The sequence below is a fragment of the Desulfobaculum sp. SPO524 genome (assembly GCF_044987625.1).
GTDB lineage: Bacteria > Desulfobacterota > Desulfovibrionia > Desulfovibrionales > Desulfovibrionaceae > Desulfobaculum.
Map to the genome: position 1 here is coordinate 232585 of NZ_JBJDSB010000001.1, position 21947 is coordinate 254531.

The 21947-nt window shown below is 61.1% G+C and carries 17 protein-coding genes; 2 read left to right on the forward strand and 15 right to left on the reverse strand.

The genetic code is table 11. The features are described 5' to 3' along the window. Positions 1-43 precede the first annotated feature (43 nt). The 6 genes from ACI3L3_RS01025 to ricT form a co-directional block, all read right to left on the reverse strand. Positions 44-1036, reverse strand: a complete 993-nt coding sequence (locus ACI3L3_RS01025; protein WP_404843228.1) for an SIS domain-containing protein — start codon at positions 1034-1036, stop codon at positions 44-46. A 29-nt stretch (positions 1037-1065) separates the two neighbouring features. After that, entirely contained in the window at positions 1066-2454 is a 1389-nt protein-coding gene (purF, locus tag ACI3L3_RS01030; RefSeq protein WP_404843229.1) for an amidophosphoribosyltransferase, read from the reverse strand. 39 nt (positions 2455-2493) lie between these two features. Next, a complete protein-coding gene (carB, locus tag ACI3L3_RS01035; protein WP_404843230.1) occupies positions 2494-5727 on the reverse strand; it encodes a carbamoyl-phosphate synthase large subunit in 3234 nt (1077 codons plus the stop codon). Between the two features lie 190 nt (positions 5728-5917). After that, positions 5918-6943: a glycosyltransferase gene (locus tag ACI3L3_RS01040; RefSeq protein WP_404843231.1), complete on the reverse strand. Its 1026-nt coding sequence runs from the start codon at positions 6941-6943 to the stop codon at positions 5918-5920. A gap of 55 nt (positions 6944-6998) precedes the next feature. Further along, positions 6999-8972: a methionine--tRNA ligase gene (gene metG, locus ACI3L3_RS01045; RefSeq protein ID WP_404843232.1), complete on the reverse strand. Its 1974-nt coding sequence runs from the start codon at positions 8970-8972 to the stop codon at positions 6999-7001. Between the two features lie 27 nt (positions 8973-8999). Continuing rightward, positions 9000-10211, reverse strand: a complete 1212-nt coding sequence (gene ricT, locus ACI3L3_RS01050) for a regulatory iron-sulfur-containing complex subunit RicT (protein ID WP_404843233.1) — start codon at positions 10209-10211, stop codon at positions 9000-9002. 239 nt (positions 10212-10450) lie between these two features. Between ricT and ACI3L3_RS01055 the strand changes: the two genes are divergently transcribed. Both ACI3L3_RS01055 and ACI3L3_RS01060 read left to right on the forward strand, forming a co-directional pair. Next, positions 10451-11056 carry a nitroreductase family protein gene (locus ACI3L3_RS01055; RefSeq protein ID WP_404843234.1) on the forward strand — a complete coding sequence of 202 codons (606 nt, stop codon included), beginning with the start codon at positions 10451-10453 and terminating at the stop codon, positions 11054-11056. Positions 11057-11085: 29 nt separating this feature from the next. After that, positions 11086-11796, forward strand: coding sequence for an N-acyl homoserine lactonase family protein (locus tag ACI3L3_RS01060; protein WP_404843235.1), 711 nt, complete (start codon positions 11086-11088; stop codon positions 11794-11796). 92 nt (positions 11797-11888) lie between these two features. Here ACI3L3_RS01060 and ACI3L3_RS01065 read toward each other — a convergent pair whose 3' ends face one another. The 9 genes from ACI3L3_RS01065 to lysS form a co-directional block, all read right to left on the reverse strand. Beyond that, positions 11889-12716, reverse strand: coding sequence for an LpxI family protein (locus ACI3L3_RS01065; protein WP_404843236.1), 828 nt, complete (start codon positions 12714-12716; stop codon positions 11889-11891). Positions 12717-12725: 9 nt separating this feature from the next. Beyond that, positions 12726-13535, reverse strand: coding sequence for an acyl-ACP--UDP-N-acetylglucosamine O-acyltransferase (gene lpxA, locus ACI3L3_RS01070; RefSeq protein ID WP_404843237.1), 810 nt, complete (start codon positions 13533-13535; stop codon positions 12726-12728). Beyond that, entirely contained in the window at positions 13535-14008 is a 474-nt protein-coding gene (gene fabZ / locus ACI3L3_RS01075; protein ID WP_404843238.1) for a 3-hydroxyacyl-ACP dehydratase FabZ, read from the reverse strand. The genes lpxA and fabZ overlap by 1 nt, the downstream gene beginning before the upstream one ends. Next, entirely contained in the window at positions 14001-15047 is a 1047-nt protein-coding gene (lpxD, locus tag ACI3L3_RS01080; protein ID WP_404843239.1) for a UDP-3-O-(3-hydroxymyristoyl)glucosamine N-acyltransferase, read from the reverse strand. The genes fabZ and lpxD overlap by 8 nt, the downstream gene beginning before the upstream one ends. Positions 15048-15064: 17 nt before the next feature. Next, positions 15065-15580 carry an OmpH family outer membrane protein gene (locus ACI3L3_RS01085; protein WP_404843240.1) on the reverse strand — a complete coding sequence of 172 codons (516 nt, stop codon included), beginning with the start codon at positions 15578-15580 and terminating at the stop codon, positions 15065-15067. A gap of 109 nt (positions 15581-15689) precedes the next feature. Next, positions 15690-18374: an outer membrane protein assembly factor BamA gene (bamA, locus tag ACI3L3_RS01090; protein WP_404843241.1), complete on the reverse strand. Its 2685-nt coding sequence runs from the start codon at positions 18372-18374 to the stop codon at positions 15690-15692. Beyond that, the gene (locus tag ACI3L3_RS01095; protein WP_404843242.1) at positions 18358-19047 is read right to left on the reverse strand and encodes an ABC transporter ATP-binding protein; all 690 of its coding nucleotides are present in this window, start codon (positions 19045-19047) and stop codon (positions 18358-18360) included. Before ACI3L3_RS01095 ends, bamA begins: the two co-directional genes overlap by 17 nt. Next, positions 19040-20275, reverse strand: coding sequence for a lipoprotein-releasing ABC transporter permease subunit (locus tag ACI3L3_RS01100; protein WP_404843243.1), 1236 nt, complete (start codon positions 20273-20275; stop codon positions 19040-19042). Before ACI3L3_RS01100 ends, ACI3L3_RS01095 begins: the two co-directional genes overlap by 8 nt. Next, on the reverse strand, positions 20272-21789 hold the full coding sequence (gene lysS, locus ACI3L3_RS01105) for a lysine--tRNA ligase (RefSeq protein WP_404844105.1): 1518 nt from the start codon (positions 21787-21789) through the stop codon (positions 20272-20274). The genes ACI3L3_RS01100 and lysS overlap by 4 nt, the downstream gene beginning before the upstream one ends. Between the last annotated feature and the right edge of the window lie 158 nt (positions 21790-21947).

A 21947-nucleotide genomic window follows, 5' to 3' on the forward strand; every position in this document is an offset into this window, starting at 1 on the left:
AGTTGTGAATGTCTGTTGATCCATGCACTCTTCCATGCTCCGCCTACGCGGAGAACTTGAGGTGTCCCTTGCCCAGCAGGTCGTGCAGGTGCACCATCCCGAGGAGCACGCCGTCGTCGTCAACGACGGGAATAACCGTAATCTCGCGCGCCTCCATCATGTCCAGCACCTCGGCGGCCGCGATGGCAGGCGACACGTGCGAGGGATTCTTGGTCATGACATTGGCCACGGAGGCCTGCGGATCGGTGTCCCCGGCGCACAGGGCGCGGCGGACGTCGCCGTCCGTCAGGATGCCCTGCAGGCGGCCCGCCGCATCCGTGAGGGCCAGGGCGCCAAGGCCCCCCTCGTTAAGGGCAATAAGCGCCTCGCCAAGGGACGTTTCCACGTCGGCCACGGGCAGATCGTCGGTATGCATCAAATTGCGGACACAGGCCTTCAGGCGCTGGCCGAGGGAGCCGCCGGGATGCCGTGTGGCAAAGTCCTCTTTTTCAAAGCGGTTCCACGTGATGAGGCACGCCGCCAACGCGTCGCCAAGGGCCAGCGTCGCGGTGGTGCTTGCCGTTGGTGCAAGGCCCAGCGGGCACGCTTCACGCGGGACGCCGCTGTCCAGCACCACATCGGACAACTGACCGAGGGAGGAATCCTCGCGCCCGGTCATGCCGATGATGCGGATGCCAATCTTCTTGAGGGCCGGAAGAATGGCGTTGAGTTCGTCGGTCTCGCCGGAGTTGGAGATGGCAAGGACGACGTCCTCGGCACGGAGCATGCCAAGGTCGCCGTGCGCGCCCTCCACCGGATGCAGGAAGAAGGACGGCGTGCCGGTGCTGGAGAGGGTTGCGGCAATCTTGCGGCCCACAAGGCCGGACTTGCCAATACCCGTCACCACCACACGGCCGGAGCAGCCGCCCATCAGTTCCAGCGCGGCCACAAAGCCACCGTTCAGCTTGTTCTGAACGGCCTTCAGGCCTTCGATTTCGATATCGAGCGTCTCGCGGCCAAGGGCCAGCCAGTCGCGTTCTTGTGACTTGGGTGTCATCTGATTCGTTCTACCTACAGGTTAGGGACCTACTCCATGCACAGCTTGCCGCCATTCTCGCAGGGCGGGATGGGGTAGTTGCCGTCAAAGCAGGCCAAACAGAAGTTATCCGGACCTTCCACGGAGGAAAGCAGTCCGGGAATAGACAGATAATGCAGCGAGTCCAGTCCGATGTAGCGGGCAATGTCGTCCACGGCATGGTTGGCCGCGATAAGCTCGCCCTTGCTCGAAAAGTCAATGCCGTAATAGCACGGGAACTTAATGGCCGGACAGGCCACACGCATATGAATCTCGCGCGCGCCAAGCTCGCGCAGTTTCTTCACGCGGGTGCGAATGGTGGTGCCTCGGACGATGGAATCCTCCACCACCACAATGCGCTTATCCTTTACCATGCTGCGCACGGGATTGAGCTTCACACGTGTGCCGAAGTCGCGCATATCCTGCGAGGGCTGGATAAACGTGCGGCCCACATAGTGGTTGCGGATCATGCACTGCTCAAAGGGCAGTCCGGACGCCTGCGCGTAGCCCACAGCGGCGTAGTTGCCGGAATCCGGGAACGGCATGACGAAGTCCGCGTCAACGGGCGCTTCCGTTGCGAGGGCCATACCCATGGCCTTGCGCCGCTCGTACACATTCTGCCCAAAGACGTCGGAGTCCGGGCGCGCAAAATAGATCAGCTCAAAGATGCACTGCTTGCAGCCGTTGGGCTTGGCATACAGGCGGCTGCGCTGGCCGTCCTTGTCCAGGACGAGCATCTCGCCGGGACGCAGGGAGCGCAGACAGTCGGCCTCAAGCAGGTCAAAGGCGCAGGTTTCGGAGGCCAGCACGTAGGAATCGCCCACGCGGCCCAGAGACAGCGGCCTAAAGCCCCACGGGTCCTTGACGGCGATGAGCTTGTCGTTGGCCTGCACCAGCAGGGCAAAAGCGCCCTTAACGCGTGCGCAGGACTTGGCGACCGCTTCCTCAACGTCGTCGCCCTCCACATTCATGTACCGGGCGATGAGGTGCACGATGACCTCGGAATCCATGGTGGTCTGGAAGATCGCCCCACCCCGCTCCAGTTCCAGGCGCAGCTCGTGGGCATTCACCAGATTGCCGTTATGGGCGATGGCGAGCATGGTGTCGCCAAAGCGCACCATAAACGGCTGCGCGTTGCGCAAAAGGGAGGCACCGGTGGTTGAGTACCGGATGTGGCCGATGGCGGTTTCGCCTTTCAACTGACGGCTGAGGTGGCTTTCGTTGAACACGTCAGCCACCAGACCCATCCCCTTCTGCTCGCGCAGTTTGCTGCCGTCCCAAGTGACGATGCCAGCGCTTTCCTGTCCACGATGCTGCTGCGCGTAGAGGCCGAAGTAGGTCATCCGTGCAGCTTCCGGATGATTGTATATACCGAACAGTCCGCAGTATTCCTTCTTCATGGTGATGCTGGTGCCGTCCCTTGGGCGGCGTAGTTGAGATTAAAGACCGTAGTATTCCTGCAGGCTGCACACGCCGGGTTCACGCTGCTTGAGTTCTCGCAGTGCGTGGGCCATGGCGCGGGCACCCGCCACCGTGGTGGTGTAGGGGATGCCGTACAGGAGCGTATTCTGGCGGATGACCGAGGAGTCGCCCACCGTCTTCTTACCGGACGCCGTATTGATGACAAGGTCCACTTCACCATTCTTGATGCGGTCCACCACGTGGGGGCGGCCCTCGTACACCTTGTAGACGGTCTGGGTATCGACACCCCGGCGCGACAGGAATTCCGCCGTGCCGCTGGTGGCGAGGATATTAAAGCCCAACTGCGAGAAGGTGGCGGCAACGTCGACGATGCCTTCCTTGTCGCGCTCATTAACGGAGATAAACACCGTTCCGCTGTCCGGCAGCTTCTGGCCCGAGGCCAACTGGCCCTTAAGGAAGGCCATGCCGAAGGAGGAATCAATGCCCATCACCTCGCCGGTGGAGCGCATCTCGGGTCCAAGCAGAATGTCCACATTGGGGAAGCGGTTGAAGGGGAACACGCTCTCCTTCACCGCCACGTAGCCACTCTTGCGCATGGACCACGGGTCGATGTCCTTCAGGCGCTGGCCCAGCATGACCTTGGTGGCCAGCTTCGGCAGCGGCACACCCGTCGCCTTGGAGACAAAGGGTGCGGTACGGCTGGCGCGGGGGTTCACCTCAAGGATGTAGATGATGCCGTCCTTGACCGCGAACTGGATGTTCATCAGGCCCACAACGCCCAGCTCCTTCGCCAGCGCGATGGTCTGGCGGCGGATTTCCTCGACGATAAGGCCGCCGAGGGTGATGGGCGGGATAACGCAGGCGGAGTCGCCGGAGTGGATGCCCGCTTCTTCGATGTGCTCCATAATGCCCGCAACGTACACGTCGCGGCCGTCGGACAGGGCGTCTACGTCCACCTCTACGGCATTCTCAAGGAACTTGTCGATGAGGATGGGATGTTCGGGCGCGGCGTGCACTTCCTCGCGGAAGTAGGTGCGCAGACCCTCTTCGTCGTAGACAATGTCCATGGCGCGGCCGCCGAGCACGTAGCTGGGGCGGACCACAACGGGGTAGCCAACGGTTTGGGCCTCTTTCACGGCCTGCTCCACGCTCATGGCCGTGCCGTTATCGGGCTGGCGCAGGCCCAGCTTCTTGAGCAGTGCCTGAAAGCGCTCACGGTCTTCGGCGCGGTCGATGGAGTCGGGATGGGTACCAAGGATAGGCACGCCGGCACGCAGTAGCTGCGTCGCCAGATTCAGCGGCGTCTGGCCGCCAAACTGTACGATGACGCCCTCGGGCTTTTCGAACTCCACAATGTTCATGACGTCCTCGAAGGTCAGCGGCTCAAAGTAGAGCTTGTCCGAGGTGTCGTAGTCGGTGGAGACGGTTTCGGGGTTGGAGTTGACCATAATGGAGGTCACATTCTCCTCACCGAGGGCGTAGGCCGCGTGGACGCAGCAGTAGTCAAATTCAATGCCCTGACCAATGCGGTTGGGACCGCCGCCAAGGATCATGACTTTCTTGCCCGCTTCGGCTTCCACTTCCGTGCCGTGCTCGTAGGTGGAATAGAAGTACGGGGTATGCGCCTCGAACTCGGCCGCGCAGGTGTCCACAAGGTAGAAGGTGGGCTTCACGCCGGCGTCTTCACGCAGGCGGCGCACGTCGCTTTCTTCCATCTTCCACAGGGTAGCCAGCTGGCGGTCGGAGAAGCCATATTCCTTGGCCTTGCGCAGGATGGTGCGCAGCTCCGCGCTGTCGGCGGACATGGTCTGGCGCAGGCCAAAGCGGCGCAGTTCCTCTTCCGCATCCACAATGTCGCGAATCTGGCGCAGGTACCACGGATCGATGAAGGAGGCGTCGAAAATCTCCTGATCGGTCAGGCCGCAGAGCATGGCGTAGCGGATGTAGAAAATACGCTTGGAGTTCGGCTTTCTGAGCTTGGCCAGAATCTCGTCCTTGTCCGGGCACTGGCTGACAAAGTCCTTGCCCAGACCGGGCATGCCGATTTCAAGCGAGCGCAGCCCCTTCTGGAGGGACTCCTTGAAGGTGCGGCCAATGCTCATGGCCTCGCCAACACTCTTCATGGCGGTGCTCAGCACATCCTCTGCGCCGGGGAACTTCTCAAAGGTGAGGCGGGGAATTTTGGTGACCACGTAGTCGATGGACGGCTCAAAGGAGGCCATCGTCTCGCGGGTGATGTCGTTGGGGAGTTCGTCGAGGGTGTAGCCCACGGCGAGCTTGGCGGCGATTTTGGCAATGGGGAAGCCCGTCGCCTTGGACGCCAGCGCGGAGGAACGCGACACACGGGGGTTCATCTCGATGACGACCAAGTCGCCGTCCTCGGGGTTCACCGCAAACTGCACGTTGGAGCCGCCGGTCTCGACGCCGATTTCGCGCATTACGGCGATGGAGGCGTCGCGCATGGCCTGATACTCAACGTCCGTCAGGGTCTGGGCCGGGGCAACGGTGATGGAGTCGCCGGTGTGCACGCCCATGGCGTCGATGTTTTCGATGGAGCAGATGATGACGCAGTTGTCATTCTTGTCACGCATGACCTCCATCTCGTATTCCTTCCAGCCCAGCACGGACTGCTCCAGCATCACCTCATTGGTGCGGCTGGCGGTGATGCCGTGGTCGGCAATCTCCAGCAGATCTTCCATGTTGTAGGCCACGCCGCCGCCGGTGCCACCAAGGGTGTAGGCAGGGCGAATGATGATGGGGAAGGGAATCACGGTTGCGGCCTCGCGCACCTCGTCGAGGTTGCGGGCAATGCGGCTGACGGGAACCTTGAGGCCGATGTTTTCCATGGCCTGTCGGAACAGCTCGCGGCTTTCGGCTTTTTCGATGACGTCGCGCGCCGCGCCAATAAGTTCCACGCCGCACTTCTCCAGCACGCCCATCTCCGCCACGGCCAGCGCCGTGTTGAGGCCGGTCTGTCCGCCAAGGGTCGGCAGCAGCGCGTCCGGGCGCTCCTTCTCGATGATGCGGGCCACGGTTTCCGGCTCGATGGGTTCAATGTAGGTTCTGTCGGCCAACTCCGGATCGGTCATAATGGTTGCCGGATTGGAGTTGACGAGCACCACCTCATATCCCTCTTCCTTGAGGGCCTTCAGGGCCTGGGTCCCGGAGTAATCGAACTCACAGGCCTGGCCGATGACGATGGGCCCGGAGCCGATCAGCATAATCTTCTTGATGTCGGTACGTTTGGGCATGTCGCTTTCGGTATGGTTCAGGTTATAAATCGTGCGTGCCAGAGGGTTCGGCCCGCAGGGGCACGCCAGTTGAATTGCCTGGAAGGTGGAGATGAGAGATTGCTTTGGAACCGATCTCCCGAAGCGGAGATGCGCGTGTTATAGTTGAGCACGCCTTCGGAGTCCAGCAAAAAGCGCCTCGTCCCACAGCCTACCTCGTATACAAGTGGGCCAGCTCCGCATAGTGCCTGCGATGTTCTTCCGGCAACGGAAGGGTGTCATCCGTTGCGAGGGCGATACAGGTTTTTGCAAGTTCCGCTTCAATTAACGTGCGGCGTTTCATGCGCTGCTTCCACGAGGCCTTGCGCAACAGCCTTTCGCCTTCGCTGACGATGGTCCGTGCACGGCTGGCCACGCTGTGCCGCCGCAATACCTTGTCCCGCCCCGCCGCCGCAATTTCCGCCAGCCGTCCGGGCTGGGCCAGCATCAGGCGCGCCACGCCCGCCGCCGAAGCCGCATCCCCGCGCGTATAGACGAGGATTTCCTCGTCCACAGCAAAGAGATCCGTCAGGCCGTTTTGGGTGGCTTCCGTCAGCACGGCGGCGCCGCAGGCCGCGGCCTCAAAAAGGCGGAAGTTCAGCTCGCCCGCCGCGCTTTGGTTCAGCACAATGCGGCTGCGGCCAAACACGGGAGCATACGCGCCCTGCGTGACGTACAGCGGATGCTGGCGCTTGAAGTCCTTGAGGAAGTGTTTGCGCGCGGCGTTAATGGTGCCCTCCACCGTGCCGACGAAGCTGACGGGAATATCCCGCTCGCCGCCGGGGTCCACATCCACGTCCGGCTTGCAGAACAGCGGGAACCAGCGGATGCGCCGGGGATGGTCCACGTGCTCGAACAGGGGCAGATAATCCTTCTGCGCCACCAGCACGAGGTCGAACCCCATGCTGTAGGGCACGTGCCACGGATTGAGGTATTGATCGATGGAATAGGCGATGGTGGGCGCGGGGAGTTCCGACAGCCCAACAACGCAAGGAGGGATGGAGGTATCGCACCAGAACACAAGGTCCGGCACAAAACCGTTGGCGTCCAGCACCTGCGTCAGCCGCTGCAGGGACATGGTGGTGTCGATGTCGACATCCAGCCCCCGGCGGCCCGCAGGGCCGATGGCGAGTACCTCGTGCCCGAGCCGTCGAAACTCGGGCACGAAGTACGTACCGTCAATATTCAGTATTCGCATGAAACGCCATCTTGCGGAAACGCCGGATGGCGTTTCCGGCAATGTGATTAAAGAATTACGAAACCTTGGTACCGTTCCCGGTGGCACCGGAAACAGTCAACAGCTGCATACCGCCATCAGTCTTGGCGGCAAGAATCATCCCCTGCGAGACCTGCCCGCGCAGCTTGCGCGGCGCAAGGTTCGCCACAACGACAACCTGCCGTCCGACGAGGTCATCGGGGCTGAAGTATTCGGCCAGACCGGCCACCACCTGACGCGGCTCGTCTTCGCCAAGGTCCACCTTGACGAGGAGCAGCCTGTCCGCATCGGGGTGCGGCTGACAGGACACCACGGTACCGACGCGCATATCCACGTTCTGGAAGTCCGCGAAGTCGATGATGCCGTCCTTCGGTTCGGCCTTGGCAGCCTTGGCGGCCTTGTCCTGCTTCTTCTGCTTTTTGGCGGCCTGCTTTTCGGCCTTGACGGCGTCCTCTTCCTGCTTTTTCTTCAGGTCCACGCGGGGGAAGAGGTTGGACGCCTTGGCAAGGTGCAGTCCCGGCTCCAAACGGCCAAAGGTCTCCACCTCGTCCTTGATGTTCACGGCGGCGGGATCAAAGTCCGCGCCCTGCCCCAACTGCTCCAGCATGGTCTCTGCCGTGGTGGGCATGACGGGCCAGATGTGCAGGGCAATTTTGCGCATAAGCATCAGGAGCACGTACATCACATCGCCGAGGCGCTCGGTTTCGCCGTTCTTGAACAGCGCCCATGGCTGGGTGCTGTCCACGTACTTGTTCAGGCCGCGCACCAGTTCCCACAGGGACTCGATGCCGCGCCCGAACTCAAACGCGCCGAACAGCTGCTGGTAATTCTTAAAGGAATCAATGGCCAGCTGGAGCACCTCAAGGTCCACACTCTCGTGCTTGCGGCTGGGGGTTGGCACCTCGCCGCCGAAGTACTTGTGCGTCATGGACAGCACGCGGGAGAACAGGTTGCCAAGGTCGTTGGCAAGGTCCGCGTTCAGGCGGCCCACAAGGGCGTCCTCGGAAAAGGACGCGTCGCGGCCAAAGCGCATTTCGCGCAGGAGGAAGTAGCGGAATGCGTCCTGCCCGTAGGTGCCCACCATGGACAGCGGGTCCACCACATTGCCGATGGACTTGGACATCTTGGTGTCCTTGACCAGCCAGTAGCCGTGCACGTTCAGGTGCTGGTACGGCTCGAAGCCTGCGGCCTTGAGCATGGTGGGCCAGAATATGGCGTGGGGCTTCAGGATGTCCTTAGCCACAAGGTGATTGGCGCTGGGCCAGAATTGGTCGAACTTCTCGCCCTCGGGCCAGTCCAGCGCGGTGATGTAGTTGAGCAGCGCGTCAAACCACACATAGGTGACGTAGTCCGTATCAAAGGGCAGCTCAATGCCCCACGACAGACGCGTCTTGGGACGCGAGATGCACAGGTCGTCCAGCACGCCCATGTCCAGCATGGAGAGCACCTCGTTGCGGTAGCGCTCCGGGCGGATGAAGTCCGGGTTGTCCTCGATGTGCTTCTTCAGCCAGTCCTGATACTTGGACATGCGGAAGAAGTAGTTCTTTTCGCGGATAACCTCGGGTTCCTTGTCATGGTCGGGACACTTGCCGTCCACGAGGTCCTTTTCGGTAAGGAACTGCTCGCAGCCGTAGCAGTACAGTCCCTCGTACTCGCTCTGGTAAATGTCGCCGTTGTCGTAGACCTGCTGGAGCACCTTCTGCACCGTCTTGATATGACGGGGCTGGGTGGTCCGGATGAAGTCGGAGTTCTGGATGTTCAGCTTGGGCCAGAGGTTCTGGAACGTTCCGCTGATGTCATCCACAAATTCCTTGGGGGTCTTTCCGGCGGCCTCGGCGGCCTGCATGATTTTATCACCATGCTCGTCGGTTCCGGTCAGGAAAAACGCCTCTTCACCGGAAATACGGTGAAAGCGCGCCACACTGTCTGCCACGATGGTCGTGTAGGCGTGGCCCAGATGGGGCTTGGCGTTCACGTAATAGATGGGCGTGGTGATATAAAACCGGCTCAACTTGGTTCCTCCTGAATTATCTCTTCGCTATTCGCTTTTGTTGCCCTTGTGCCGCGGTTTACGGCGGGGCTTGCGGCGCGGTCTGTTCTTTTGGCGCGGGTCACCGCCCTGGCTGTCGCCAGCGGGCTTGCCCTTGGCGCGCTGCTGGGGGCGGCGCTTTTTGCCCTTGCCCTTTGGCGCGTCCTTGCCCTGCTTGTCGCTGCGCTGCGCGTCGTCCGCCTCGGCGGGCTGGGGCGCATCGGGCTGGCCGGGCTGTTCGGCAGGCGCGGCGTCCTGCTCGGGCTTTGGAGCCGCCTCGTCCTGCTTGGGCGCGCCCTTTTCAGGGCGGTGTGGCGGTTTGCCGCCCTTGCCACGCGGACGCGGCGGACGGGGCTTGGACCGCATGCTGGCCTGCGCCTCCTGCAGGCGGCGTTGCAGCTCCTGCGGGTCGATGCGGCGGGGATTGAGGGCGTGCCATTCGTCCAGCGTCAGTTCGCGCTCCTCGCCAAATTCCGAGAGCACGGCGATGCTGTTGCGAAAGAAGTTGGCACGCAGCACCTTGAGGATGCCGTCGTCCGTCTCCATCCGCTTGCCGATTTTGGGGCACTGGCGGTAGAACTCCGCGTAGTTTTTTTCCTCAAAGCTCAAGCAGCACAGCAGGCGGCCGCAGATGCCGGAGATTTTGGTCGGGTTCAGGAACAGGTTCTGCTCCTTGGCCATCTTGATGGTGACCGGGGCGAACTTGCGCATGAACCTGCGGCAGCAGGTCACCATGCCGCAGTTGCCCACCGCGCCGAGCATCTGGGTTTCATGACGCACGCCAATCTGCCGCAGCTCAATGCGCGTGCGGTAGTTTTTGACGAGGTCCTTCACCAGCTCGCGGAAGTCAACGCGTCCGGGCGCGGTAAAGTAGAAGATGATTTTGCCGCGGTCAAAGAAGACTTCCACATCGACGAGTTTCATCTCCAGACCACGTTCCGATATGCACCGACGGCAGAACGAGAAGGCTTCGCGCGCAAGGGTGTCATTTTCCCCGGCGGTGACCATGTCCTCCTCCGTCGCCAGACGGAAGATGGGCTTGAGCTCCTCCTCGGGAATATCCTTGGGAGCTTCCGGCGACACGGTAATAACCGTGCCCAGGCCCATGCCCTGGTCGGTCTTGACGATGACGCTGTCGTCCTTGTTCACGACGAACGCGCCCGAGTCGAAATAATAAATCTGGCCGTAATCGCTGAATTTCAATCCAAGTGCGTGGCCCATGTCGCCTTCCTATCTGTGTTCATGTATTGTCCAACGCGCCTGTATAAATCAGTTCCGCGCGAACTTCAAATGCCGGCTTGGCGTGTTTGCCGGGTGCCGTCGCCCTCCGCCCCGCCGCTTCGGCCTCGCGCCCGTGCGGTTTTGCGGCCGCTTCTGCCCCGCTTGCGGCCCCCCTTGACTTGCCGCGGCCACAGGCACACTATTTCCCGTGTCAGCCACATGGACAAGGAGGACATGCCATGAGTGCAGAGCGAACCAACGCGGGTCCGGACATCATTGCAAATTTGGCGCAGCGCTGGAGCCCCCGCGCCTTTGACGAGACAGTCCCCGTCACTGACGAGCAGTTGCGTATGCTGCTGGAGGCCGCCCGCTGGGCGCCCTCGTGCTTCAATGAGCAGCCATGGTCCTTCGTCGTTACCAGAAAGGGCAACGACGATCACGCCCGCTTGCTCGACTGCCTTATGCCCAAGAATCAACTCTGGGCCGGGTCCGCCCCTGTGCTGCTCCTGTCCGTGGCGCACACGGTCTTTTCCCACAACGGCAAGTCCAACAGGCACGCCGTCCATGACGTGGGGCTGGCCGTTTCGCAGCTTATCCAGCAGGGCATGGCCATGGGCCTCAGCGTACATCAGATGGCCGGATTCTCGGTGGATAAAGCCCGCTCGGCCTTTTCCATCCCCGACGAATACGCCCCGGTGGCCGCCATCGCCCTTGGCACGCCCGGTTCACCGGACATTCTGCCCCCGGACCTGCGCGAAACAGAACTCACCCCGCGCACGCGAAAGCCGCTTTCGGAGATGGCCTTTGGCGGCCACTTCGGCCAACCATCCCCCCTCGCCGACTGACGCGCCAGCTTCAACCCACCGGAGATCGCATGACGTATACCATCACTCCCCTGCTCACCGGCGTCCGCAACCCGGACCAAGGCATCATGACCTACCAGCAAGGCTACGGAAAGCCCATCTGGCTGCCCATCTACGCCTTTCTTGTCCGCGGCGACGGCGTCAACATTCTCATCGACACCGGCCTTGATGAAGACGAAGTCATCATCCCGCGCGGCTTTGCCGAGGAAACCGGCCTTGAGGTCAAAACCATCACCGAATGTCTGGAAGACCACGGCCTGACGCCGGACGATATCTCCCTCGTCATCAACACCCATCTGCACGACGACCACTGCGGCAATAACGGCCTGTTCACCAAGGCCCAGCACATCGTCCAGCAGAAGGAGCTGGACTTCTGCCGTCACCCGCATCCGCTGGACCACCGCTACGACACCTACTTTATCGAGGATGTCCAGTTCACCACCGTCGACGGGACGGCCGAGGTGCGTCCCGGCATCCGGGTGGAACTGACGCCCGGACATACTCCCGGCATCCAGACCGTCACCATCGACACGGCGGACGGCCCCGTCATCGTGCCCGGATTCTGCTGTAACGAAAAGAACTTTCAGCAAAACGGCAAGGTCGTCTGCCCCGGCGTGCACTGTGACGCCTTCCTTGCCTACGACACCGCCCAGAAAGTCGGCGCCATGGAGGGCACCATCCTGCCCATGCACGGCCTGAGCATTGCAGGCAAGACCTACTAGCCCCGCCTCCCGCGCGCAAAAAGGGCCGGAAATGGCGAATGCAAACGATTCGCCCCTTCCGGCCCTGTGCTGATACTGCTGCGTCGCAAAAGCTAGGCGCGCTCCATTTCTTCCGGAGTCAGCCCCACGATGCTGATGCCATGGGCATCGGCAAGGGCAATGGCTTCCTCAAGGTCAAAGAACAGGCTTTTGCCTGCCTCTATGCCGATACAGGCGCCGCCGATGTCTATCATGGTGCGCACCGTTTGCAGACCCGCCGCCGGCAGGTCAATGCGGTCGTCCTGTCCGGGCTTGTAGACCTTCACCAACACGCATCCCTCGCCCGCCAGTTCCCCGGCGCGGCGCAGGGTGGCGTCTGTGCCCTCCGGGCCTTCCACGGCCACAACCATACCGCTTTTCACCACAAGGGACTGGCCGATGTCCATGCTGCCGATGCTCTTGGCCTTGGGCCAGCCATAGCGCAGGTCGTCCAGCACCTCCTGCGGGAGCGCGGTACGGGTGAGCACACCTGCTGGGGTGCCGATATTCGGCACCAGCGACAGGGCGGAAACCACGTGCAGCCCTTCGGCCTCAAGCTCCGCGGCAACGGTGGTCAGGATGGCGTCGTCGCCCTTGGTCTTGAGCTTGAAGAGCAGCTTCACGGCCTTGAAATCCGGGCGGATTTGCAGGGCCTTGGGCTTGTTGATGGCACCGGCGAGCACCACGCGGGTGACGCCTTTGTCGTGGAAGAAGGCAAGGAGCTTGGCAAGCTGCCCGATATGAAGCTCGCGGAACGCATCGGTCTTCTCGGCAAGGGACATGTCCGTATGCCCGGAGAAGCCGACGGCGGCGACCCGCAGCCCGGCCTCGCGTGCGCCCTGCGCCACAAGGAACGGGAACTGGCCTCCGCCGGCGATGATGCCGATGGTTTCAGTGGTCATGGGCGTCCGCTAGTCTCCGTGCTTGCAGTTCTTGCCAACGTCGGACAAACAGCCGCGCTCGCTGGAGCGGATAAACTCCACAAAGTGCTGCACCTGCGGAATCTCGCTTTCCTCGGCGGCCAGCATCTCCAGCGCTTCCTGACGCGTGTGCTCGGAGCGGAAGATAAGCGTATAGGCGTGCTTGAGGGCGCGGATGACGTCGCGGTTCATACCCGCACGGCGCAGGCCGATGGTGTTGAGTCCGCGCAGGGAGCCGCGCGTTCCGGCAGCCATGCAGTACGGGGGCACGTCCATGGTCACACCGGTCATGCCGCCGACAAAGGCGTAGTCGCCAATGCGGCTGAACTGATGCACGCCGCACATGCCGCCCACAACAGAGTGCAGGCCAAGCTCAACGTGGCCCGCCAGCATCACACAGTTGGTGAGGATGGCGTGGTCGCTGAGGGTGCAGTCGTGCGCGACGTGGGCGTAGGCCATAATCATGCACTTGGAGCCGATGTGCGTCTCGCCGCGGCCTTCGGGAGTGCCGCGGTGGATGGTGACAAATTCGCGGATGATATTGCCGTCGCCCACCACCAGCTTGGTATCTGCGCCCTTGAACTTGATGTCCTGCGGGTCGCCGCCAAGCAGGGCATTGGAGTGCACCTGATTGTCGCGGCCAAGGGTGGTGTAGCTTTTAATCTGGGCAAAGGCGTCGATGTGGGTGTTGTCGCCGATGACGGTGTTCTTTTCGATGATGGCGTAGGGGCCGACGACAACATTTTCGCCGAGCTGCGCGCTCGGGTCGACCACAGCGGAAGGATGAATCTCGGTGGGCACTAGATGTCCTCCCTCTTGACCAGCGCGGCGCTCATCTGACCCTGACAGGCCACTTCGCCATCAACCAGCGCGGTACCGGTCATCTTGACCAGATGCATCTTGCGGCGCACGTCGGTGACGCGCAGTTCCAACCTGTCGCCTGGGCGCACGGGGCGGCGGAAGCGGACCTTGTCCATGCCCGTGAACATAAAGACGCCGTCGGAGGTGTCCTTTTGGTTCAGGGAGTCGGACAGGTGCACAAGCAGACCGCCAGCCTGCGCGAGGCTCTCGCAAATGAGCACGCCGGGCATGACGGGAAGCTCGGGGAAGTGCCCCTGAAAGAACGGCTCGTTAAAGCTGACGTTCTTGTAGGCGGAGATGGTTTCGCCGGGGGTGAAGTCCGTGATGCGGTCCACCATCAAAAAGGGATATCTGTGCGGGAGCATTTTCAGGATGCCCTGAATGTCCACGCTGTTCAGGTCAAGATTACTCATCGGTGCCTCCCTGACAGGCTGCCTTGAGCGCTGCCAGTTCCTTCTCCAATTTCTTCACGCGCTTGAACAGGTCCGGCATCTTCGGTGCCAGCGACATGTTGCGCATGTATGTTCCATATTCCATGGCCGGATGCCCGCCCATGCGTTTGCCTTCCGGAATGTCCGTACGCACACCGCACTGGGGGCCAACCACAACATCGTTGCCGATGGTCACATGGTCTGCAATGCCCGCCTGTCCGGCCATGATGACATTGCGGCCCACCTTGGTGCTGCCCGCAATGCCCACCTGCGACACGATGGTGCAGTGCTCATCCAAATCACAGTTGTGGGCAATCTGCACGAGATTGTCCACCTTGGTGCCACGGCCAAGGCGCGTGGTGTCGAGCATAGCGCGGTCTATGGTGGTGTTGGCGCCGATTTCCACATCGTCCTCCACCGCCACGCGGCCAACCTGCGGAATCTTCTGGCGGCCGTCCTCCGTTGGGACGTAGCCAAAACCGTCGCTGCCCAGCACGGCGCCCGGATGCACCATAACGCGGTCGCCAAGGACCGAGCCGGCCATCAGGGTGGCGCTGGGGTACACGGTGCAGTCCTCGCCAATGACGCAGCCCTCGCCCACATAGCAGCTTGGGAACAGGCGCGTACGCGCCCCAACCTTCGCCCCCGCCGCCACAAAGGCGAAGGGATAGACGTCGGCATCGGGGTGCACGTCGGCATCGGGGTGGACATAGGCCATCTCGCTGACGCCCTGCCCTTCCAGGCAGCCCTGCGGCGGCGTGAAGAGCATAAGCAAACGCGCGAAATCCATGTACGGGTTGGCGCTGACCAGAGCGCGCCCGACCTTGCCCGCAAAGTCTTCAGAGACCACGACCGCTGCTGCGGCCGTGGTCTCCAGAAGTTCTGCGTATTTGACATCGGCAAGGAAGGTCACGTCGTTCGGCCCTGCGGATTCGAGGGTGCCGACACCAGAGACGGTGCAGTCCTCGCCGCGCAGGGTCAGCCCCAGCTTGGAGGCGAGTTCCGAAAGGGTGAATTCCATGATGCGTCCTGTTTATTCTACTTGCGGGAAGCCTTGTTCACTTCAACAATGATCTTGTTGGTGATGTTGCTGGCGTCGTCCACGTAGAGCACACCGGCAGCCTTGCCGTCGAGAATCATGGAGTAGCCGTGCTTCTTGCCGTAGTCTTCCATGACCTTGAAGATGGTGTCGATGATGGGCTGGGAAAGGCGCTCTTCCTCGGTCTTAATCTTGCGCTGGTAGTTGCGCAGGGCGTCCTGGAAGTCGCGCACCTTGCGCTTGAACTCGATTTCCTTGTCCATCTTGGCTTCCTGAGACAGCACAAGGCTCTGCTTCTGCATCTCGCTGCGCATCTGCTCGATGTCTTTCTTCTGCTTGTCCAGCTCGTCCTTCACACCCTTGAACTTGTTCTGCAGGGAGCCCAGAGCCTTCTGGCCGGGTTCGCAGTTTTTAATGATGTGGGGCATGTTCACCACGGCAACTTTGCCCTGTGCCCACGCGGCGGTGGGGGCAAGCAGCATGACGGCGACAATGGCGAGAAGCATCTTACGCATGATTCGACTCCTTTAGGGAGAAAGTTGTTTTCGATTTCACACCGAAAAAAGCGCCCCGGGCACGGTGTCACACGACGCCGGGCCTCGGGGCGCGGGTTTACCGTTTTGCCTAGAAGAACTGGCCCATGGAGAATTCAAGCTTGCCCTTGCCACCCTGGTCGGGAACATCGTCAAGCGCGTACCCGTATTCAAGGCGCAGAGGACCGAAGGCGGAGTACCAGCGGATGCCGCCACCAACGCTCTTCTTCCAATCCAGATCCATGGATTCGTCATCATCCCATACGTTACCTGCGTCGAAGAACACAAGGCCCTTAACGCCCAGGTCTTCAAGCAGCGGGAAGATGTATTCCACGTTCACGAAGGCCATCTTGTCGCCGCCGATGCGGTCGCCCGTTTCGGGGTCGATGGGCGAAATGCGGCGGGACTTGTAGCCACGCACGGAGCTGATGCCACCAAGGTAGAAGCGCTCGAAGACCGGAATCTCGTCGCTGCCGTTCTCGAAGGCGTAGCCCATGCGGCCGTGGAAGTGGAACGTGGTGTCCAGCCACAGCGGGATGTACTGGCTATGGTCACCCACCAGTTTCACGAACTCGTCGTCGCCCATGAGCACGCCACCGGCGTATTCCAGAGACAAACTGGAAATGGAGCCCTTCGACGGGTCAAAGCGCTTGTCGGTGGTCCGGCGCTTGAGGCCGAAGGTCATGGAGCTGAGCCAGTGGTTGCCTTCCACCTCGCGAATCTGCCACGCGGCGTCGTCGTCAACGTCGCTGACATCGTAATTCTCAAGGCGGTAGTTCCAGATGAAGTTGGTGTATTCGCCAAGGGGGTAGCCAAGGCGGACGCGGCCGCCGAAGGTGTCCCTGTCGTAGTCGTCCCAGTCCACGCGGGTCATGTACAGGTCGCCACCAGCGGACCACGGCCCGTCATTGACGTGCGGGTTGGTGAAGCTCACCTTAAAGCTGGAGTCCGAGCCGCCAATGGTGCCGGTGAAGCCGGTGTAGTAGCCCTTGCCGAAGAGGTTGCGCTCTTCGATGGAACCGGTCAGGAAGCCGCCGTCGGCGCTGGAGTAGCCAACACCTGCGGACAGGCGTCCGGTGTTCTTCTCCTTCACGCGGACCTTGAGGTCCATCTCGCCGGGGGTGCCTGTGGGCACGGGCTCGATGTCGGCGCTGTCGAAGAAGTCGAGGTAGCCAAGGCGCTGGCCGGAGCGGCGCAGCTTGGAGCCGCTGTACAGGTCGCCGTCGGAGAGTCGCATCTCGCGGCGGATGACGTTGTCGCGGGTCTTGGAGTTGCCCTCGATGGTGACGTGACGGATGTAAATCTTGTCACGCTTCTTGAGGTCGAAGGTCACGTCCACGGTGGCGGTATCGCGGTCCGGGGCGAGACGGTAATCGGCCTCGGCGTAGGCGTAGCCGTAGTTGGAGTAATATTCGGTCAGGCGCTGGGAGTCCTTGTGCAGGACGGCGCGGCTGAAGAATTCATCTTCCTCGGCGAGGTCGTCGATGGCGATGACCTTAGACAGCGTGTCTTCGGTTTCGAGGATGTCGCCTGTGAAGGCCACGTGGCCCACCTTGTAGCGGGTGCCCTCTTCCACCTTAAAGGTGATGTAGATGCCGTCCTCGCGGTAGTCCACCTCGGGCTGGCCGACCTTCACGTCAATGAAGCCGTGGTTGCCGTAGTAGGCCTCAATGGCGGCGGTGTCGCGGGTGAGCAGGTCTTCCTTCAGCACGCCGCTGCCCGTAATCCACGAGAAGATGCCGCGTTCGTCCAGAGCGAGTTCGTCCTTGAGGTCGTCCTCGTCCACCTGCTCCGCACCTTCGATGGCGATGCCCTTGATGTAAAGCTTATTGCCTTCGTCGATGGTGATGTTCAGGCGGGCCTGACCGTCGGACTGCTCCAGATTGTAGCTGACCTTGGCGTTGTAGTAGCCTTCCTTACGGTACTCTTCCTTAATCTTGCCGAGGTCGTCGGACAGGACCTTGGGGTTCAGGACCGCGCCGGTCTTGGTGGACATGAGCTCCTGCACCTCGTCGGTATCCAGCTCCTCGTTGCCGAGAATGCTGACGGCCTGAATGCGGGGGCGCTCCTCCACCACGAAGGTGAGGCGGATGCCATCAGGAAGGTCGTCCATACGGACCTGCACGTCGCGGAAGTAGCCGAGGTCGTAGATGCGCTTGACCTCGTCGTTGACGGCTTTGGGGTCGTAAATATCGCCCTTGCGGGTGCGCAGGCGCATGAGCACGACGTCCTTTTCAAGGATGCGCGTGCCCTCGACGTTGATGTCGGCGATGCTCTGCTTACGCAGCAGTTCCATCTTTACCTTTTCGGCCAGGTCTTCAATGGCGGGGACCACATTGATGAGGCCCTCCTTCACCACGAAGAGCGGCTTGGCCTGCTTGAGGCCAAACGCCTCAACCAGCCGAACGTCCAGACTCAGGGTTTCCCCGACCTGGTTGAAACTGCCGTAAACGGCATAATTCGCGCCGGCAAGCAGCGCGAGGTCCTTGGCGGAGGCGATATCGAGGTAATCGATGTCGTTTTCCTCCAGCAGGGAGTACATATCATCATGCCCGACCACTTCGAAGCCGAACGCTTTCAGCTTGTCATTGAGCAGTTCGGGCAGACTGTCCTTGAGGTAATCAAGTTCCTGATCGGCGCGCACCTCAAAGGGCAGCACGATCACCTTGACCTTGGACGCATCGGCGGCTTTTGCAGCCGGGCAGATGCCAACGATGGTTGCGCAGGCCACAAGGCACGCGCAGATGAGCCGCATCCGCTCAATCAGCTTGTTCATACAATTCTCCGGAGCGCAGTTCCAACCGTCTTTCCATTTTTCCAGCCAGGTCGTGATTATGCGTCACCACAACCAGCGTCATTCCCAATTCAACATTCAGGTCGAGAAGCAGAGAGCCGACGTTTTCACCATTGGTCTCGTCCAGACTGCCCGTGGGCTCGTCGGCAAGGAGCACTTTGGGCCGGAGCAGAATGGCCCGCGCAATGGCCGCCCGCTGGCGTTCGCCGCCAGAGAGGGTGGTCACGCGGTGGCTTTCGCGCCCCGTCAGTCCGGAGAGGGCAAGGGCCTGCCGTGCGCTTTCCAGCGCCTCCGCACGCGCCATACCGGAAATAATGCCCGGCATAGCTACGTTTTCCAGAGTGGTGAACTCCGGCAGCAGGTGGTGGAACTGAAAAACAAATCCCACCTCACGGTTGCGCAGTGCGGCGCGGTCGCGTCCGCCAAGGCGCTTTAAGTCCTTGCCAAGAAAAAAAATCTCGCCAGCCGAAGGCGTGTCGAGCGTACCAAGAAGTTGCAGCAGCGTGGACTTGCCAGAGCCGGAAGCCCCCACAATGGCAAGGCTCTCGCCGGACTGGATGGACAAGTCCACCCCGCGAAGCACGCTGACGCGTTCGCCAGGTCCGGAGAACTCCTTACCAACACCCCGCAATTCATACAACGGGAAATTATTCATAGCGCAACGCCTCTGCGGGAACCAAACGCGCGGCCTGCCGCGCCGGGTAGATCGTTGCGAGGAAACACAGCGTCAGCGCGCTCACCCCAATGAGGGTCATATCCAGCCAATCAAGCAGCACGGGCAGGTGGTCCATGGAGTAAATGCCCTTGGGCAACTCAATGAACTGGTACTTTTGCAAAAGCCAGCACAGGGTCAGCCCCAGCGCGTAGCCGAGCACCGTCCCCGCCACGCCGATAATCATCCCCTGCATGGTAAATATGCGGCGGATGCTCTCACGCGTGGCGCCCATGGACATCAAGATGGCAATATCGCGGGTCTTTTCCATCACCAGCATCACCAGCGTGGTGACAATGGAGAACGAACCGACCAGCACAATCATTACCAAAATGACGAACATGCCCACCTTCTCCAGCTTGAGCGCGGCGAAAAGGTTGGCGTTCATTTCCTGCCAGGAGCGGACATAGAACGGATAGCCGCCCACAACCTCTCGCACGCCCTTGCCGATTTCCGTGGCGCGGTCCACATCGCTGACGCGAAGCTCCAGCCCGCTGACCACATCGTCCTTCAGGCCCAGCAGGTCCTGCGCGGCCGGAATGGCCACGTACGCCAGCGAGGAGTCGTACTCGTACATGCCGGTCTTGAACACGCCCGCCACGCGGAACACCTTCACCGTGGGGGTAAAACCCGCCGCAGTGCGCTTGCCCGCCGGGGAGAGCAAATTCACAAGGCTGCCCTTGCGCACGCTCAGGCGCGCGGCAAGCTCGGAGCCGATAATAATGCCGGGGGGACCGGGACGCGCGCCAATGCGCAGGTCCTCAAGGGAGCCTTGGTTCAGGTCGCGGGAGAGGGTCAGCACGTCGCGCGCGCTGTCCGGGTCGATGCCACGGAGCACCGCGCCCTTCACGCCCTGCCGGGTACTGAGCATAACCTCATAGTACACAAAGGGCGTCACACCAGTGACGCCCTCCACCTCGGCAACCTTAGCGCCAAGTGTTTGGTAGTCCGGGATTTTTGCTTCAGCGCTGGCAACCACAAGGTGGGCGTTCACGCCGAGGATTTTATCCCGCATATCGGTGCTCATCCCGTTCATCACCCCAAGGACCACAATCAAGGCGGCCACACCAAGGGCCACACCAAGAATGGAAATGACCGAGATGACCGAGATGAATGCCTGCCCGCGACGGGCAAGCAGGTACCTCAGGGCAACGAAGGATTCAAAACTCATGATCCGGAACCGACCTCCGGACGCAGGAGCGGGAAGAGGATAACCTCGCGGATGCTGGGAGAATCAGTCAGCAGCATGACCAAGCGGTCAATGCCAACACCCTGACCAGCCGCCGGGGGCATGCCGTACTCCAGAGCGCGGACGTAGTCCGTATCCATGAAGTGGGCTTCCTCGTCGCCAGCTTCCTTCTCCGCCACCTGATCCTCAAAGCGCATGCGCTGGTCCACGGGGTCGTTCAGCTCGGAGAAGGCGTTGCCCATCTCGCGGCCCGTGATGAACAGCTCAAAGCGGTCGGTGATGGTGGGGTCATCATCATTACGGCGGGACAGCGGAGAAATCTCCGTGGGGTAGCCGTAGATGAAGTGGGGCTGGATGAGCTTTGGTTCAACGAAGATGTCAAACAGCTTCGCCTGCACCTTGCCCAGCTTTTCCCCTTCGACAACCTTTTCGCCTTCCTTTTTCACAAGGGCGACGGCGGCGTCGTAGTCGTTGTAGATTTCAGGGCCAACACCGCCCACCTTCTCAATGGACTCATGGAAGCTCAGGCGCGTCCATGCTCCACGGGACAGGTCGATGATATCACCCTGATACGGAACCTTGGTGGTACCGCAGGCTTCTTCGGCCACGTAGGAGAACAGCTCTTCCGTCAGGTCCATGAGGTCATGAAAATTGGCAAACGCCCAGTAGAACTCACACATGGTGAACTCGGGGTTGTGACGGGTGGAGATGCCCTCGTTACGGAAGTTTCGGTTGATCTCGTAGACCTTTTCGAAACCGCCGACGAGCAAGCGCTTAAGGTACAGCTCCGGCGCGATGCGCATGTAGAGCTTCATATCCAGCGCATTGTGGTGCGTCTCGAAGGGTTTGGCCGTTGCGCCGCCGGGAATGGGCTGCAGCATGGGCGTTTCCACTTCGAGGAAGCCTTTGGAATCCATGAAGTTACGGAACGCACGCACGACTTTGGAGCGCGTCTCGAAAATCTTTTTGGTCTTTTCGGTAACGATGAGGTCCACGTACCGCTGGCGGTAGCGGGTCTCCACATCTTTGAGACCATGGTATTTTTCCGGAAGCGGACGCATGGACTTGGTGACCAGTTCCACGGATGTCGCAAGGATGGTCAGCTCGCCGGTTTTGGTGCGGAACAGGCCGCCACGCACACCGACAATGTCGCCAAGGTCGTATTTTTTAAAGACCTTGTAGTCGTCCGCGCCCAGTTCGTCGCGGGCAACGTAGACCTGCATGCGGTCGGTGCCGTCCTGCAGGTGGAAGAAGGTCACTTTGCCGAAGGAGCGGTGCGCGACGATGCGGCCGGCTATGGCAAACTCGTCTTCCATCGCCTCCAAGGCTTCGCCGTCGTAGGCATCATAATTCTTTTTGATGTATGCGACGTCGGTGTCCTTACGAAATGTATTCGGGAACAGGCTAAGACCCTCATCAAGGAGGGTACAGGCCTTGCCGACGCGGTTCTTGAGCACTTCGTTCAGTTCTTCGGACTCCTGCATAGCGCGGAGCATGGGCTGAAACTGCTCAACGAACGGGGACTTAACGGGAAGCTTTATCTGCTTTTGCTGAGGCTGGTTGCCTTTCTTACTCAAGGTAATCTCTCCAAACCGTGACGTTCATCGTGAAAGAACCCGTGAGGTGTATTCGCATTGGGGCGCGGCGTCAAGAA